The organism is Qipengyuania sp. NPDC077410, assembly GCF_044543405.1.
In the GTDB taxonomy this organism is placed as follows: domain Bacteria; phylum Pseudomonadota; class Alphaproteobacteria; order Sphingomonadales; family Sphingomonadaceae; genus Qipengyuania; species Qipengyuania pacifica.
Genome location: NZ_JBITWB010000001.1, coordinates 1,389,270 through 1,405,285 on the forward strand (window position 1 = coordinate 1,389,270; position 16,016 = coordinate 1,405,285).

Annotated in this window: 12 protein-coding genes; 3 read left to right on the plus strand and 9 right to left on the minus strand. The window is 59.4% G+C overall.

Annotated elements, in window-relative coordinates; all coding sequences use genetic code 11:
- Positions 1-9: 9 nt before the first annotated feature.
- Together ACIGGE_RS06775 and ACIGGE_RS06780 are read left to right on the plus strand one after the other, a co-directional pair.
- Positions 10-2,742: a TonB-dependent receptor gene (locus tag ACIGGE_RS06775; protein WP_397489744.1), complete on the plus strand. Its 2,733-nt coding sequence runs from the start codon at positions 10-12 to the stop codon at positions 2,740-2,742.
- A gap of 84 nt (positions 2,743-2,826) precedes the next feature.
- Positions 2,827-4,791, plus strand: a complete 1,965-nt coding sequence (locus ACIGGE_RS06780) for a tetratricopeptide repeat-containing sulfotransferase family protein (RefSeq protein WP_397489745.1) — start codon at positions 2,827-2,829, stop codon at positions 4,789-4,791.
- 65 nt (positions 4,792-4,856) lie between these two features.
- On the opposite strand, the gene ACIGGE_RS06785 is transcribed toward ACIGGE_RS06780, so the two are convergent.
- The 7 genes from ACIGGE_RS06785 to cysD form a co-directional block, all read right to left on the minus strand.
- Positions 4,857-5,525 (minus strand): carbonic anhydrase, encoded by a 669-nt coding sequence (locus ACIGGE_RS06785; RefSeq protein ID WP_222828489.1) that lies wholly within the window; start codon positions 5,523-5,525, stop codon positions 4,857-4,859.
- Entirely contained in the window at positions 5,522-7,102 is a 1,581-nt protein-coding gene (locus tag ACIGGE_RS06790) for a SulP family inorganic anion transporter (RefSeq protein WP_196847591.1), read from the minus strand. Before ACIGGE_RS06790 ends, ACIGGE_RS06785 begins: the two co-directional genes overlap by 4 nt.
- A 108-nt stretch (positions 7,103-7,210) precedes the next feature.
- On the minus strand, positions 7,211-7,897 hold the full coding sequence (locus ACIGGE_RS06795) for a carbonic anhydrase (protein ID WP_221597191.1): 687 nt from the start codon (positions 7,895-7,897) through the stop codon (positions 7,211-7,213).
- Positions 7,898-7,998: 101 nt separating this feature from the next.
- Positions 7,999-9,327, minus strand: coding sequence for a sensor histidine kinase (locus ACIGGE_RS06800; protein WP_397489746.1), 1,329 nt, complete (start codon positions 9,325-9,327; stop codon positions 7,999-8,001).
- Positions 9,327-10,052: a response regulator transcription factor gene (locus tag ACIGGE_RS06805; protein WP_301641780.1), complete on the minus strand. Its 726-nt coding sequence runs from the start codon at positions 10,050-10,052 to the stop codon at positions 9,327-9,329. The genes ACIGGE_RS06800 and ACIGGE_RS06805 overlap by 1 nt, the downstream gene beginning before the upstream one ends.
- An 86-nt stretch (positions 10,053-10,138) precedes the next feature.
- On the minus strand, positions 10,139-12,046 hold the full coding sequence (cysN, locus tag ACIGGE_RS06810; RefSeq protein WP_397489747.1) for a sulfate adenylyltransferase subunit CysN: 1,908 nt from the start codon (positions 12,044-12,046) through the stop codon (positions 10,139-10,141).
- Entirely contained in the window at positions 12,046-12,966 is a 921-nt protein-coding gene (gene cysD, locus ACIGGE_RS06815) for a sulfate adenylyltransferase subunit CysD (RefSeq protein ID WP_196847596.1), read from the minus strand. Before cysD ends, cysN begins: the two co-directional genes overlap by 1 nt.
- A gap of 85 nt (positions 12,967-13,051) precedes the next feature.
- On the opposite strand from cysD, the gene ACIGGE_RS06820 reads away from it, so the two are divergent.
- Complete coding sequence (locus ACIGGE_RS06820; protein ID WP_397489748.1) at positions 13,052-14,050, plus strand: helix-turn-helix transcriptional regulator; 999 nt, start codon at positions 13,052-13,054, stop codon at positions 14,048-14,050.
- 36 nt (positions 14,051-14,086) lie between these two features.
- Here ACIGGE_RS06820 and ACIGGE_RS06825 read toward each other — a convergent pair whose 3' ends face one another.
- Positions 14,087-14,815, minus strand: coding sequence for an acyl-CoA dehydrogenase family protein (locus ACIGGE_RS06825; protein ID WP_397489749.1), 729 nt, complete (start codon positions 14,813-14,815; stop codon positions 14,087-14,089).
- On the minus strand, positions 14,812-15,948 hold the full coding sequence (locus ACIGGE_RS06830) for an acyl-CoA dehydrogenase family protein (RefSeq protein WP_397489750.1): 1,137 nt from the start codon (positions 15,946-15,948) through the stop codon (positions 14,812-14,814). Before ACIGGE_RS06830 ends, ACIGGE_RS06825 begins: the two co-directional genes overlap by 4 nt.
- Between the last annotated feature and the right edge of the window lie 68 nt (positions 15,949-16,016).

Below are 16,016 nucleotides of genomic sequence, written 5' to 3' on the forward strand. Positions count from 1 at the left end.
TCGCGCCGGTTGATCGACTTCACGCATGACATCTTCAAGGGGGCCATTATCCTATTTAAAACCGCACAAGGCATATCATTCGGTGCGCTTGCGATTGCACTTCTTTCACCCACACATGCGCACGCGCAGAGTTCCACTACTTCGAGAACCGCCACGCAGCCCGAGAGCCGGACCGGCGCTCAGAGGCAGCCGCGCCAAGGCGGCGTCACAACCATCGTTGTCACCGCCCAGCGTCGCAGCGAAGATCTGCAGGACGTACCGGTTTCGGTTCAAGCCCTGGGTCAGGAACAGCTCGACCAGTTGAACATCGCGACCTTCGACGATTATCTGCAGCAATTGCCCACCGTGACCGCTGGCGGTGGCAGTCCCGGCCAGAGCACGATCTATATTCGCGGACTTGCGTCGACCACGCCAAACCTCACAACGGCGGGCGTCGCGGGTCTTGCTCCTAACGTTTCGCTTTATCTAGACGAGCAACCGCTGGCACAGCCGGGTCGTAATCTCGACGTCTATGCCGCCGACCTCGAACGGATCGAAGTTCTTTCCGGGCCTCAGGGCACCTTGTTCGGAGCGAGTTCGCAGGCTGGTGTCGTGCGGCTCATCACCAACAAGCCCGATCTGTCGGGCTTTGACACCAGGGTCAGTGTCGGCACGTCCTTCACCAAGGGAGGCGAGGCGAGCTACAAGGCCGAAGCCATGCTCAATGTGCCGGTGACCGACAATCTCGCCGTGCGCGGCGTCGTATATCTCGATGATCAGGGCGGCTACATCGACAATGTCGCAGGCACCCGCGACGCAAGCGAAAGCGCGCGCTTCCGCCCAGCCGGAACGGTGCGCGACAACGGTGTGCCCGTGGCACCCAATCGCGCCGGCTTTCAATCGGGCGATGACCTGTCGGGCGTTAACTTCATCGAGGCGAATAACGCCGGGCTGGTCGAGAATGACTTCAACGACACCCAATATTCAGGCTTCCGCGTCTCGGCCCTTTACGAGGTATCGCCGGACTGGCGGATCACCGTAGCGCACAGCCGCCAAAGTCTGGAGAGCGACGGAGTATTCTTCGCCGATCCGGAACTCGATCTCGATGATCTTGAGATCCAGCGCTTTGAAGACGACCGGCTGGAGGACGATTTCTCCAACACCGCCTGGAGCGTCGAGGGCCGTCTGGGCATGCTCGATGTGATTTACAACGGTGCCTACACGGAACGCGAAACCGAGCAGCGGATCGACTATTCGGATTATCTTTTCGCCGGCCAGTATCTTCCATATTACATCTGCGACGGGTCGGTCAGCTATCCCGGCGATGCGGCACCAAGCGGGACATGTCAGGCGCCCAACCTCTATGTCACCTCGGATAGCAATCTTCAGGTGTTTACGCAGGAATTGCGGCTAAGCACGCCGGAGGAAAATCGCTTCCGCGTGACCGCAGGGGGGTTCTATTCCGACCTCGTGCTCAAGGAGCGCAACGACTATACCTATCCGGGTAGCGAACTGGCCCAGCCGTTCGGCGGGTTTGCGCCGAACTTCCCTTTCCCTGGAGCCTATGCCAGCGATGCCGGGCCGTTTCCGTATGGCGTCATCTTCCGTAACGACGTGAAGCGGACCGATCAGCAGTTCGGCATTTTCGGGGAAGCAACCTTCGACCTTGTTCCCGATTTGCTGTCGATCACCGGCGGCGCTCGGTATTACAATGTCGAGGTCGATTTCGAAGGCACAGCCAACAGTTCCTTCTGCAATGCGGGCGCTGCGCAGGATGCGAACGCCTTTGGCACCAACCTGTCGGATCTCTATGATGGCGATGGGCAATATACCTTCATCGGGTCGTGCGATGCCGATCTGCGTCAGACCTTCGGACGCGATGATAGCCTTGAGGACATACAGGCAGCAGGACTTACTGCTGCTCAGGCACAACAGGTGTTCAATGCGATCCGAGCGCCCGACAAGGCGAAGACCGAGGGCGTGATCTTCAAGGCGACTGTCAATTTCACCCCGACGGAAGATCTGCTGTTCTATGCGACCTATTCGGAAGGCTTCCGTCCCGGCCTGCTCAATCGTCCCGGCGGAGCGCAAGGACCCGACGGCTTCACAGTTCCGTTCGAGCTGGAATCGGACGAGGTGAAGAACTACGAGATCGGCGCGAAAACCGAACTGTTCGATCGTCAGCTGCGTATCAACGGCAGCCTGTTCTACGTCGACATCAGCAATCTGCAGACGACCATCTTCGATCCCAGCATCACCAATCTGTTCTTTTCGGACAATGCGGCGAATGCAGAGATCAAGGGTTTCGAAGCCGATTTCACCTTCGCGCCTTATGCAGCGCCCGGTCTGACGCTTTCGGGTGCGGTGTCATTGCTCGATACCGAGATTACCGAGGTCCTGACCCCGACGGACGACGTGCAGGTTGGATCCGATCTTGCCTATGCCCCATCCTTTCAGGGTAATCTGCGGGTGCGCTATGAGTGGGATCTGACCGACGAACTGGGCGCGTTTATCCAGCCGTCCATTTCGCATTCAGCCTCAAAGTTCACCGACATTATCTCCATCAATCGGTTGGAGCTCGACAGCTACACCGTGGTCGATCTGTCGGCGGGCGTATCCTACGATCAGTGGCGGTTCGAGGTTTACGGGGCGAACCTCTTCGACGAGCGGGCTCAAATTGCGGGCGATTTTTATTACGATCGCGCGCGCATCGTAACCAATCGGCCGCTGACGGTGGGCGCGAAAGCCACCTTCAGCTACTGACCCAGAACAACGGTCGTATTTATGGCGGGGGCGCAGCTTGAGGCTCGCCTCCGCCATTTGTACAAGAAGTAACGAGGAGACAGGATGGATCGGCGTGACCAAACGCTGAAGGACGCGCAGGAGGCGCTGCAGGCCAACGCCTTCGAGCGGGGGCTGGCACTTGCCGAGGCCATCCTGGCCGATGTCCCGAATGATGCCGAGGCGCTCTATATCGCGGCGGTCGCAAACCGTTATCTGGCACGCCATCAGGATGCGCAGGATTATTTGGACCGCCTGCACTCCCAGATCCCCGAATATGGACGCGCCTGGCAGGAGGCCGGCCACCTCGCGCGTGCGACGGGCGACACGGAGCAAGCAGTTGAAGCTTATGGACGCGCAGTCCGGTTCAATCCCGCGCTCGCGGCAAGCTGGCGCGCACAGGCGGAATTGCTCGAAGCGGCTGGGCAAATGGGCGAAGCGACAACTGCGCGCAGTCAGGAACGGCGCCTCCTGACCCTGCCTAAAGAACTGATTGCGGTGACGCATCATCTCCATGAAGGCCGACCACTGCGGGCAGAAGAAATCTGCCGACACTTTCTTCGCCGCAATCCCAAGAATGTCGAAGCGATGCGGTTGCTGGCTCAGATCGGCCTGACGCTGGGCATACTTGATGATGCGGAATTCCTGCTGGAGAGCGCAGCGGCATTCGAACCCGATAATATTCAGGTTCGGCTCGATTATATCGACGTGCTTCGCAAGCGACAAAAGTTCGCTCGCTCATGTGAAGAAGCAGAGGCGCTGTATAGGCGAGATCCTGACAGCCCGCTGTTTCAGTCCCACCTGGCGATCGAAAGCATGCAGACCGGCAATTACGACCGGGCCTTCGAACTTTTCGATAGTGTATTGGCGCGCCTGCCCGGCGATCCGGCGACGCTGACGTCGCGCGGCCATGCGCTGAAGACGGTCGGGGATCAGGAACGCGCTGTGGCGTCCTATCGCGCCGCGATCGCTGCGCGGCCCGGCCATGGTGATGCGTATTACGCGCTTGCCAATCTCAAGACCTATCGTTTTACCGAAGTAGAGCTCGCCGCCATGCAAGGGCAGGCAGCCCGCACGGACATCGGATTCATGGACCGGGTTCACCTTGCTTTCGCGCTCGGCAAGGCCTTCGAAGACCGCGCCGAACATGCCCAGTCATTCCGCTTTTATGAACTCGGCAATGATCTGAAGCGCCGTCAAACCGGTTATGATGCCGACCGGATGACTGCTGAAATGGACGCGCAGAAGAAAGTCTGCACATCTGAATTATTTGAGAGCAAGGCGAATGTGGGTAGCCGTGTGCGGGACCCGATCTTCATCCTCGGCCTGCCGCGCGCCGGATCGACACTGCTCGAACAGATCCTTGCCAGCCACTCACAGATCGATGGGACACTGGAACTGCCGAATATCCTCGCGCTCGCGCACAAATTGCGGGGGCGGAAGGCCGGCAAGAGCCGTTATCCTGAGGTGCTCCACGATCTTGACGCGGATCAATTCGCTGAAATGGGTAATCGCTTCGTCGAGGATACTCGCATTCACAGACAGGGCGCGCCGTTCTTCATCGACAAGATGCCGAACAACTTCCGCCACATCGGATTGATCCACCTAATACTGCCCAACGCGACCATTATCGATGCGCGGCGCGATGCGATGGATTGCTGCTTCTCGGGCTTCAAACAGCTTTTTGCCGAGGGGCAGGACTTCACGTACGGAATGACGGAGATCGGTCGCTACTACCGCGATTATGTCGGTCTGATGGACCACTGGGATAGTGTGCTTCCCGGCCGGGTCCTCCGAGTGAACCACGAGGATGTGCTCGATGATCTGGAAGGCCAGACCCGGCGCATGCTGGATCATATCGGCCTTCCATTCGAAGAAGCCTGCCTCGATTTCCACCGAACCGAGCGGGCGGTACGGACGGCAAGTTCCGAACAGGTTCGACGTCCGCTCAACCGGTCCGGGCAAGGGGCATGGAAGCCCTATGCTCCGTGGTTGTCCGAGCTTCAGAAGGAACTGGGTGCGATTGCCTGACCGCGAGGTTAGGTGTGGTAGCGAGAGGCGCGCGGGGCCTCCTCGCTACCACACCATGCATTCAATTACTCTGCAACGGCGAGATGGTCTTCCATCTGCGGAACGTCCTGCAGAGGCATAGCAAAGCCCGACGTTTCGCTGACGGGTTCGACTTCGAACAATTCGGTCAGCCTGCCGTTGCTCAAATCGTAAATCCAGCCATGCAAGGTCAGGTCCTGCCCGCGTTCCAAGGCAGCGCGCACAATGTCGAGCTGCGAAAGTCGGCGAAGCTGTTCACGGACGTTGAGTTCGGCCAAGCGGTTCTGCCGATCCAGGGGATCTTCGATCGAATCGACTTCCAGCCGGTTTTCTTCGTAGACCTCCCGTAAAGCACGTAGCCAGGAATGCATGTGGCCCGTCGCGTCGCCATTCAATACGGCACCCATGCCGTTGCAACCGTATATCCCGCACAGGATGATGTGCGCGACTTTCAGATCGTCGACCGCATGCTGCAAGTCAGCCATCAGATTGTCATCATCCGAGTAGACCAGATTGGCGAGGTTGCGATGAATGAACAATTCGCCCGGTCGGGTCTGCGTGATCTGGTGCGGAAATACCCGACTGTCGGATCCGCCAATCCACATCACTTCCGGATTCTGGCCGACCGTCTGCCGCGCAAAATAGTCCTTTTTGCGCTCACGCATTTCGTCCGACCAGGCCTTGTTGGACAGCTTCAGTTCTCGAATGGTCTTCATGTGTAAGCTACCTTCTTGGCAGGGGCTTCCAGCGGAGTGTCTTCGAGGTGGTCGACATCGCCGCGGATGGTGACCGAAACGTCGCGGAACTTGGCGTTGCGGGCAAAGCTGTTGATGATGTCGATGTTGTCGGGATCCACAAATTCCGCCCGTTCGAGATCAATCACCACGCTCGCGCCTTCCGGCACCTTGTTGAGCGAATTCTGCAATTCGTACTTGTGAATGAAGTAGAGGTTGCGGCGAGCGCGTACCATCCAGAAATCACCGTCATTGGCTACGCTGACTGCCGTGCGGAAGTTGCGGGCGACGACGAATACGAAGCCGATGACCAGCCCGATGATGATGCCGCGAAGCAGATCGGTGAAAAGGATTGCTGCGATAGTGGCCATGAAGGGCACAAACTGATGCCAGCCCTGTGCCCAGCGGCGCTTGTAGAGTTCAGGCGTATTGAGCTTGTAGCCGACCTGAATGAGGATCGCAGCGAGCGCAGCAAGCGGGATGAGGTTGAGTACGACCGGGATCAGCAGAACGCTCAGGAGCAACCAGAAGCCGTGGAGGATGGCCGAAGTCTTGGTTTCGCCCCCAGCGGCAACGTTGGCCGAAGACCGGACGATAACAGACGTGAGCGGCAGGCCGCCGATCAGGCCGGAAACGAAGTTACCACCGCCCTGTGCGAGCAGTTCGTGGTTCTTGTCGGTCGTACGGCGCCGTGGGTCGATTTCGTCGACGGCTTTAACGCACAGCAGCGATTCCAGACTGGCTACGATCGCTAGTGTCACTGCCACGATCCATACGTCGGGCATGGTGATGGCCGAGAAGTCGGGAGTACGGAACTGTCCGACGAATTCGCCCAGCGATTCCGATACGGGCACCTGTACGAGCTGGCTTGGGTCGATGACGAGCCCGGGTGCGAAGAGCTTGAACGCTTCGTTTGCAAGCACGCCAAACAGAACGACAACCAGTGGTCCGGGCAGGAGCTTCAGCAGGCCGTCTTTGGGTCGGTTTGCATCCCACCAGAAGAGGAAGATAAGCGAAACCACTGCGATGATGATCGGCCCCAGCAGGAAGAAATCCCAAACGGAGTAGAACAAGGCGGAAATCGTGTTGAGACCATCAGGCTGGAGGAAGCTGAGGCTGCCTTCGAAATCTCCGTCATAGCCCATGGCATAAGGGATTTGCTTGAGGATCAGGATCAGGCCGATCGCCGCCAGCATGCCGGTGATGACCGAACTGGGCACGAATTCCGACAGAGTTCCTGAACGGGTGAAGTAAAGCCCGACCTGAAGCAAACCGGAGAGCAGAACTGCCAGGAGGAAGATTTCCCAGGTAGGCAGGACCGCCAAAGCGTCGAGGACGATCACGGTCAGGCCCGCTGCGGGGCCGCTGACCGAAAGTTGCGATTTGGAGAGGACACCGACGACGATGCCGCCGACGATCCCCGCGATCAGTCCGGAGAACAAGGGCGCGCCCGAAGCGAGCGCGATACCCAGACACAACGGCAGGGCAACCAGCGCCACCACGATTGAAGCGGGAATGTCCTTGCCCAAGGACGAGAATAACGACGATTTGTCGGCCACGACGGCTCCTTAGTGTAAAAGTCTCGGGTCAGCAGATCTGACGGGAGGGTGGGCCGGTGCGCTCGAACTCCTGCGAACGGGCACCGGCCCTGGGAAGGGACTGGGAGGTCAGGCCGCTTCCCGAGCCTGCTGGCGATTACCGCCGAAATCGGCAACCGGGACCGGATGCTGGGGATCTTCCATGCGGCGGAATTTGCCACTTTCGCCGTCGAGCGCGCGGATTGCGCCTTCGGAGATGTCGAACACCCAGCCATGCAAGCGGAGTTCGCCCTTAGCCAGTGCAGCGGCTACGCAGGGGTGGCTGCGCAGATGCGTCAGCTGAAGGATGACATTCTCTTCTACGAGGCGGTCAAGCTTTTCGCCGTCGTCTGCCGAGCCGCAGCAAGCTTCGATCACCGAGTGTGCAGCGGTGGAATGACCAATCCATTCCTTGACCGACGGCATGGCGTCGAGAGCGCCCTCGGGCGCGAAGTGCGCCTTCATCGCGCCGCAGTCGGCGTGGCCGCAAATGACGATGTCTGTCACGCCGAGGCCCATGACGGCATATTCGATCGTGGAGGTCACGCCGCCGTTTACCCGCTGCCAGGGCGGTACGATGTTGCCCGCATTGCGGATCACGAACAATTCGCCGGGTTGGGACTGGGTAATGAGTTCAGGTACCACACGGCTGTCTGAACAGCTTATCATCAAGGTTGTCGGGCTTTGCCCGTCGCGCCCGAGGGTCTCGAGGCGTTGCTTGTGTTCGGGATAGACCGCATCGCGAAACCGCGACACGCCTTTCATCAGCTGTTCCATTTCTGGCTCCTGCTTTGGGGGGGGACGAAATCTTTCGCAGTGCACAATGGCGTTAGAACATTGCTGTGCATCGCCCCGAATGTAACAAAGTGTTGCAGGTGCTATTTTTTGGGGAACGTCAGCGTCGCCCGAAGTCCTCCGCCGGTGCGGTTCGCGAGTTCGAGACGGCCGCCATGGGCCTCCGCGACGTTGCGCGCGATGCTCAGCCCAAGGCCCATGCCGGGATGCCTGCCAGAGCGCGCTGCGTCGGATCGCTCAAATGGGTGCATCACCCGAGCGAATTGCGATGCAGGGATGCCGGGGCCGTTATCTTCTACCGACACAATGGCCCAGTCTGGATCGGTGGCGAGCGTGATCGTCGCATCGCCGCCATATTTGATAGCGTTATCGACCAGATTCTCGATGGCCCTCGCCAGATGATCGTGCACGGCGTCGATTACCAAGCGGTCAGGGCCCTCGAAACGAACGTTTGCTCCTAAGTCGTCGAAGGCCTCCGCAATCATCTGGCACAGACTGGACAGTTCCGTCGGTTCGCGATCCAACTGGCTCTCGCCAGTCTCGAAGAACTCTAAGAGCTCCTGCAGCATGCGGGTCATCTGATCTATGTCCTCACGTGCCGCGCTTCGATCCGCCCGATCTTCGATCCCATCCACTCGCAGCCGTAACCGGGCCAGCGGCGTGCGCAGATCATGGCCGACCGCAAGCAGCGCCTGCGTTCGCTGATCGATCACGCCTTCTAGCCGTTCCTGCATTGCGTTCAGAGCCCGCGAAACCTCGCGCAGTTCTTCCGGGCCGGTGGTATCATCGAAAAAGATTCGCCCCGACGTTCCGATCAACTGCGCATTTTCCGACAGCCGGCGAAGGGGCGCGCTCAGCGTACGGACAAGCACAGCGGCGGATCCAAGGATCAGTACGGCTATCAGTCCAACCCGGATCGAGGTTTCCAGCAGGAGCCGCCAGTCGGCGACCCTTTCCTGCGTCGTGAAGCCAATCCATGTGTCTTCGTCTATCTCGATAGCGCCAATGACTTTTCGCTCAAGGTTGAGGAATGAACCTGAGGCGAGAGAGAGGCGTAATTCGTAATTGGCCAAGGCTGGCTCGAACTCGAAAATTGCATTCGCAATTTCCCTGGCTTCCGCATCTATGCCCGGACCGATCTCCGGGCTGCCTTCGACGAGTTCCAGTTTCGTATGGATTGTAGACAGGCTTTCGAGCAGGCGACTGCGGTCCGATCGATCGGCGGCAGTAATGATACGTTCCGCGATTAGCACCTGTTCGGCAACTCGTCGTCCTAGATCCTGACGCTGTATGTGCATCTCTCCGGTGCGAATTAGCACGCTGCCAGCTAGGAACTGGAACAGTACGGCCAGCACCAGAACGAGGATTACCCTTCCGGTCAGACCCTTGGGCCAGAGACTGTGTCGTGCCATCACGCGTCTACTGACGCAGTAAAGACGTATCCCACGCCTCGCACTGTGCGGATCAAGTCGCGCCCGCCATCGACAGACCCGAGCTTGCGGCGCAGGCGGCTTACAAGCACATCCACGCTGCGGTCGCTGTGGTCGCGGCCCGGCAAGCGGCTTCTGGAATGCTCGAGCAGAGTGTCCCGGCCAATAACGCGCTGTGGCATGTCGATGAACACGTTGAGGAGGTCGAATTCAGCTTCCGAAATGGATACGCGTGAACCTTCCGGGGCAAACAGCTCGCGCCGGCGACGGTCCATTTGCCAGCCTTCGAACCGAACGATCGATGCATAGTCTGCCATATCACGCTGTCCGGCTTCTTCCGAGCGGCGCAATACGGATCGGATTCGCGCAACCAGTTCGCCTGGGTCGACCGGCTTGATCAGATAGTCGTCCGCACCAAGCTCCAGCCCCACGATCCGATCGGTATGGCTCGACCGTGCACTGATGAAAATGATCGGAACCTTACTCCTCTCGCGCAACCATCGGCACAGGTCGAGACCGCTGGTGGCAGGGAGCATGACATCCAGAATGACCAGATCGAATTGGTCGGCAGATGCCCGAAATTCTGCAGCCGTCGCGTACCCGCGAACGGGAAACCCGCTCTGTCGGAGATAGCGCGTCAGCAAAGTACGCAGAGCGCCGTCATCTTCGACTAGCGCGATCTGGTAAGTACGTTCGCTGATTTGCATCGATTTCTCAGGTTACCGAAATGGCGCGGACGGCCAGCCCACGACCATCTGGTGCGAGCATGCATCCTTTACATCCGTCGGCGTGCCTACTTCAATGGCAAGATCTTCGCGATGATATGGTCCGCCGCCTCTTCGGGTGTCATCTCCACCGTGTTGACGCGAATTTCCGGACTTTCCGGTGGTTCGTAGGGGCTGTCGATGCCGGTGAAGTTCTTCAGCTTCCCCTCGCGCGCCTTCTTGTAAAGCCCCTTCACATCGCGCGCCTCGGCAATTTCCAGCGGCGTATCGACATGGATCTCGATGAATTCGCCACCATCGATCATGTCCCGCACCAGTTGCCGGTCGGCGCGAAAAGGGCTGATGAAGGCTGTCAGTACGATCAGGCCGGCATCGGTCATCAGCTTCGCAACCTCGCCTATCCGACGGATATTCTCGATCCGGTCGCTTTCGGTAAAGCCGAGATCCTTGTTCAGCCCGTGGCGAACATTGTCGCCATCGAGCAGGAAGGTATGCCGGTTCATGAGGGCCAGCTTCTTCTCGACTTCGTTCGCGATAGTCGATTTTCCCGAACCCGACAGCCCGGTGAACCAGAGCACACGCGGCGTCTGGTTTTTCATCGAAGCGTGGTGGTCGCGCGTAATATCGGTAGGCTGCCAATGGACGTTCTGGCTGCGGCGCAGGCTGAAATGCAGCATCCCTGCGCCAACGGTGTGGTTGGCGATCTTGTCGATCAGGATGAAGCCGCCCAGCGCGCGATTTTCTGTATAGGGATCGAAGACGATGCGCCTGTCGGTCGTAATCTCGCAGACCCCGATCTGATTCAGATTCAGCGTCTGCGATGCGAGATGTTCCATCGTATTGACGTCGATTTCGTATTTTGGTTCGGCGATTGTTACGCTGACCATCTGCGTGCCCAGTTTGAGCCAGTAGCCGCGGCCGACGACGAGCGGCTCGTCGTCCATCCACACGATAGTGGTTTCGAACTGGTCAGCGACTTCGGGAGGGTCGTCGGCAGTGGCAAGCACATCGCCGCGCGAACAATCGATCTCTTCCTCCAAAGTGATCGTGATGGATTGGCCCGCAACCGCTTCGTCGAGTTCCCCGTCCATGGTGACCACCGATTTTACCGTGCTGGTCTTGCCCGAAGGGAGAGAACGTAATTCGTCGCCCGGCTTCACGGTGCCGCTAGCGATCAGTCCCGAGAAGCCGCGAAAGTCGAGATTGGGACGGTTTACCCATTGGACGGGCATGCGGAAGGGCTTCTTCTGGCTGGCAGTATTGCTGATCTGCATCGTTTCCAGAAGGTCGATGAGAACCGGACCGCCATACCAATCCGTGTTGTCCGACCGCGAGGTGATATTGTCGCCCGCTAGGCCCGATATCGGAACGGCGTGGAAGCTTTCGATTCCGATACTTTCTGCAAACTTTGCGTAATCGGAAACGATGGCGTTGAACTTGGTCTCATCGTAATCGATCAAATCCATCTTATTCACTGCCAGCACGAGGTTCCTGATGCCAAGCTGTTGGCACAGGAAGCTGTGGCGACGGGTCTGGACCAGCACGCCCTTGCGAGCGTCGATCAGGATGACGGCACAATCGGCTGTCGATGCGCCGGTGACCATGTTGCGCGTGTATTGCTCGTGACCCGGGCAATCTGCGACGATGAACTTGCGTTTCTCCGTCGCGAAAAAGCGATAGGCGACATCGATCGTAATGCCTTGTTCGCGCTCGGCAGCGAGTCCGTCGACCAGCAGCGCGAAATCGATGTCCTGACCCTGGGTCCCGACCCGCCGGCTGTCAATTTCCAGAGCGGCGAGCTGGTCTTCGAAGATCATCTTGGAATCATACAGCAGGCGGCCGATCAAGGTTGATTTACCGTCATCCACGCTGCCGCAGGTGATGAAGCGCAGCATCGATTTGTTCTGATGCTGCTCCAGATAGGCTTCGATATCTTCGGCGATCAGAGCATCGGTCTGATAAATCGGATCGGTCATCAGAAGTAACCCTCCTGCTTTTTCTTCTCCATTGACGCATCCCCAGCGTCCTTGTCGATCACGCGCCCCTGCCGTTCGCTGGTGGTCGTCAGTAACATCTCCTGCACCACTTCCTGCAGTGTCGCAGCTTCGCTTTCCACGGCCCCGGTAAGGGGGAAGCATCCAAGGGTACGGAAGCGGATCGAACGTTCGATTATCTCCGGACGGTGTCCGATCACCCGCTCCAACCTTTCGATGTCGTCGGCCATGAACAGCCCGCCATCATGTTCGTAGGTTGGTCGCTTCGCGCTGAAATAGAGCGGCACGATCTCGATATTTTCGGCCATGATGTATTGCCAGATGTCGAGCTCGGTCCAGTTGGAAAGCGGGAAGATGCGGATGCTCTCGCCCTTTTTCTTGCGTGCGTTGTAGAGGTTCCAAAGCTCGGGCCGCTGGTTTTTCGGGTCCCAGCCATGCGTGGCGGTGCGGAACGAGAAAATGCGCTCCTTGGCGCGGCTCTTCTCTTCGTCGCGTCGGGCGCCGCCGAATGCCGCGTCGAAACCGTATTTATCGAGCGCTTGCTTCAACCCTTCCGTCTTCCACATATCGGTATGTAGCGGGCCATGATCGAAAGGGTTGATTCCTCGCGCCGCGGCGTCTGGGTTCTGATGGACGATCAGTTCCATCCCCGCTTCTTCGGCGGCCTTTTCCCGCAGCGCATACATGTCCTTGAACTTCCATGTCGTGTCGACATGCATGAGCGGGAAGGGCGGGGGCGATGGATAGAATGCTTTCTTCGCAAGGTGCAGCATGACGGCACTGTCCTTGCCGATCGAATAAAGCATCACGGGCTTTTCCGCCTCTGCGACGACTTCGCGCATGATATGGATGCTCTCGGCTTCGAGCCGTTGGAGATGGGTCAGGGATTTGGCGTCGGTCATGGATCGGCTCCGCTTTTCTCTGGTGAGAGATAGGAAGCTGCATAGCCAATGGACCTCCCAAATGGGAGGTGATAGAAATGCTTGCATGCGCATCCCTAATCTTGGCGAAACGGAATTGCTCATCCCGCTCCATTCGGGCTTATTCGAGCAGCCCATGTGGGTAACCTTCCTGCGACTGATGCGCCGGGTCTGCGAAGCCGAGGGCGTGGCCATCTGGCTGACCGGTACGGGCGATACAGACGCTGTGGCCCTACATGACGGCGAATTGATCGGGTTCGTGGCGGAGGAAATGCGCAACGGGCGCGTCTATTCAGGTGAGGAGATCGGCTATGATGATGCTGGCCTGCGTGCAGTGCGCGTGGAAGGGGCCGGCATCGTTCTGACGCTGGCGGTTCTGGCGCAAGCGTCGCCAACGGCAAAGATCGCCAGCCTGCTGACGGCTCTGGTCCCGCATTTACGTGTGGCCCTGAGGGTCCTCGAAACGCTCGAGCGCGAACGTAGCCGTGCATCCGTGAGCGAGGAGGCGTTCCGGCGAATGAACTTTGGCTGGATTGCATTGGACGAGCGTTGCCGGATAGTTGATCTGGACAGTCAGGCAGACAGCTTCCTGCGCCGATCGGGCGCACTCAGGCGGGGTCCCTATGATCGCCTCGTGCCATCTTCGCCCCATGTGGATCGTGAACTGACAGCACTTGCCAAGGCGATGGCGGCCGACCGCCGACATCGCCCTCAGGCGATCAACATCAGCAAGGACCCATGGATCGATATTCTTGTTGCGCCCACGCGCATCAACTTGCTGGCGGGAAAGGACAAGGCGGTCGCGGTTGTCTACCTGCGCGGCGACCGCTCATCCTCCGCCGACCGCCATGAGCAATTAGTCGATCTATTCGATCTGACGCCTGCGGAAGCGCGCCTTGCCTGGTCGCTGGCGCAAGGATTGTCGATTGTCGAAGCGGCAGAAGCGCACGCCCTTACCGTTGAAACCGCCCGGTACTACTCAAAGAAAATCTATGCGAAGACGGGCGCTCGGGGGCAGGTCGACCTAGTGCGCAACATTCTTACGGGGGTGCTTGCGCTGGCTTAGTGCCGGCGATTGCTGCGCCGGGATTGCGCAGCGCGGCTAGGAATGGTCAGTTCGCGCGGAAAGGTCCGGCCAGAACCGGTCTGCCCCTTGCGCGATTACCTTACTGCCGAGCCGAGCGCTCCAATAGGCATCGTTGCCGTATTCGGAACGCCATTGCCACAACCGCCGGGTGAGGGGGGCTAATGCGTATTCGTCCGTGAAGCCGATCGCGCCGTGAACCTGATGAGCAACACTGGTGCCCACTTCGACCGCCCGGTTCGCGCGCAGCTTGGCAGCGGCGACTTCGAATTCGGCGTTACCGCGATCAAGCGCCTGTGCCGCACCCATCGCAGCGCAATTGGCCGCTGCCGCTTCGCAGGCAAAGCTCGCCAGAGACTGCTGCACGGCCTGGAATTTTCCCAGTGGCCTGCCGAATTGCTGGCGCTCATTGGCATAGGCGATCGACAAGGCCAGCGCCGCGTCCAGAGCGCCCGCGATCTGACAGGCGCGGGCAAAGGCCATTGCCAATTCGGTGTCTGCTACTGCTGCCCGCTTCACGATGAGCTTCGGTAGGTCGATGCCAAGGGCGTGATAGCCGGCCAGGCGAAAGACTGTCAGCGCATCGAGCCAGCTGCCGCCGAAGCCGCCCTTCGCTTCTGGAACCAGAAGGTTTGGCAGTCCGAGCTCTTCAAGGCGCGCAATGTCACGCTCGACAATGGCTGCCGCACCCATTCCCGCGAAAAGAGGATCGACCATTTCAGCCAGCATGCGGCGCGTGTCACTCATCTGAGGCCCAATCCGCGTGCGATAATTCCCCGGACGATTTCCCGCGTGCCGCCACGCAGCGAGAAGCTCGGGCTTACCTGCAGCAGGTAGAAGCAGACGGCTCGTAGCACCTCGGCATCTGCGTCGCCGAAATCGACAACAGCCTGGACCAATTGTGGGATCGCCTGCTCGTACGAATTGCCAAGATCCTTGACGATGGTCGCTTCCAGCGCCGGGTCCTCGCCTCGTGCAAGCTTGGCCGCGACCGATGCGCTCATCAATCGCAAGGTCCACGCCTCTGCGGCAAGGCGGCCGACCAGTTGCTGGAGCGCGGGATCTGTCCGCGTTCCGGCATATCGCACCAGTTCCAGAAAAAGCGCCATGGACGACAGGTATCGCTCCGGCCCCGACCGTTCGAGCGAGAGCTCGGCAGTGGCCTGCTTCCAGCCTTCGCCTTCGACCCCCAAAAGTGCATCGGCTGGCAAGCGGACATCCTCGAAAAACACCTCGTTGAATTCATGCGCACCCGTCAGGTCTATGATCGGTTTGACCGTGACGCCCGGCGCATCCGTCGGAATGACGAATTGCGACAATCCGGCCTGTCGCTCGCTGCCTGCTTCGCTGCGGACAAGGGCAATCATGAAATGGCTGATATGTGCGCCGGTGGTCCACACTTTCTGGCCGTTGATGATCCACTCGTCGCCGTCACGGCGTGCCGACGTGCGGACCGAGGCAAGGTCCGAACCCGAGCCCGGTTCGCTAAGGCCGATGCAGGCAAATGCCTCGCCGCGGGCAATCGCGGGTACCCAGCGCCGTTTCAACCTGTCGTTGCCGAGACGCAGCAGCAGCGGCCCGCTCTGCCGGTCCGCGATCCAGTGCGCCCCGACCGGGGCACCAGCCGCCAGCAGTTCTTCGATCACTACATAGCGTTCAAGCTGGCTGCGCTCGTGCCCCCCGTACTCCTTGGGCCAGGTCATGCCGAGCAGGCCCGCATCACCCAATTTGCGGCTGAAGGCGGGGTTCGGCTTGGTCCAGCTGTTTGCCCGGCGAACAGGATCTCGCTCGCCGTGCTGCGCAACCAGATCACGGACCTGGTCGCGCAGGCGCGTCGCCGTGTCCGGCCAGTCGACCGCTTCGGTTGCGAAGGTCTGCATCGCTCTCCTCTCCGGTGCTTCTGTCTCCAATTTCTGGCCGCGCCGCAAGACCCGTTGCATCATGCAAC

Bases quoted from the DNA above. Each gene is read 5' to 3' on its own strand.
- ACIGGE_RS06780 (WP_397489745.1), top strand. From the start codon at position 2,827: ATGGATCGGCGTGACCAAACGCTGAAGGACGCGCAGGAGGCGCTGCAG.
- ACIGGE_RS06785 (WP_222828489.1), bottom strand. From the start codon at position 5,525: ATGAAGACCATTCGAGAACTGAAGCTGTCCAACAAGGCCTGGTCGGAC.
- ACIGGE_RS06795 (WP_221597191.1), bottom strand. From the start codon at position 7,897: ATGGAACAGCTGATGAAAGGCGTGTCGCGGTTTCGCGATGCGGTCTAT.
- ACIGGE_RS06800 (WP_397489746.1), bottom strand. From the start codon at position 9,327: ATGGCACGACACAGTCTCTGGCCCAAGGGTCTGACCGGAAGGGTAATC.
- ACIGGE_RS06805 (WP_301641780.1), bottom strand. From the start codon at position 10,052: ATGCAAATCAGCGAACGTACTTACCAGATCGCGCTAGTCGAAGATGAC.
- cysN (WP_397489747.1), bottom strand. From the start codon at position 12,046: ATGACCGATCCGATTTATCAGACCGATGCTCTGATCGCCGAAGATATC.
- cysD (WP_196847596.1), bottom strand. From the start codon at position 12,966: ATGACCGACGCCAAATCCCTGACCCATCTCCAACGGCTCGAAGCCGAG.
- ACIGGE_RS06820 (WP_397489748.1), top strand. From the start codon at position 13,052: ATGCGCATCCCTAATCTTGGCGAAACGGAATTGCTCATCCCGCTCCAT.
- ACIGGE_RS06825 (WP_397489749.1), bottom strand. From the start codon at position 14,815: ATGAGTGACACGCGCCGCATGCTGGCTGAAATGGTCGATCCTCTTTTC.
- ACIGGE_RS06830 (WP_397489750.1), bottom strand. From the start codon at position 15,948: ATGCAGACCTTCGCAACCGAAGCGGTCGACTGGCCGGACACGGCGACG.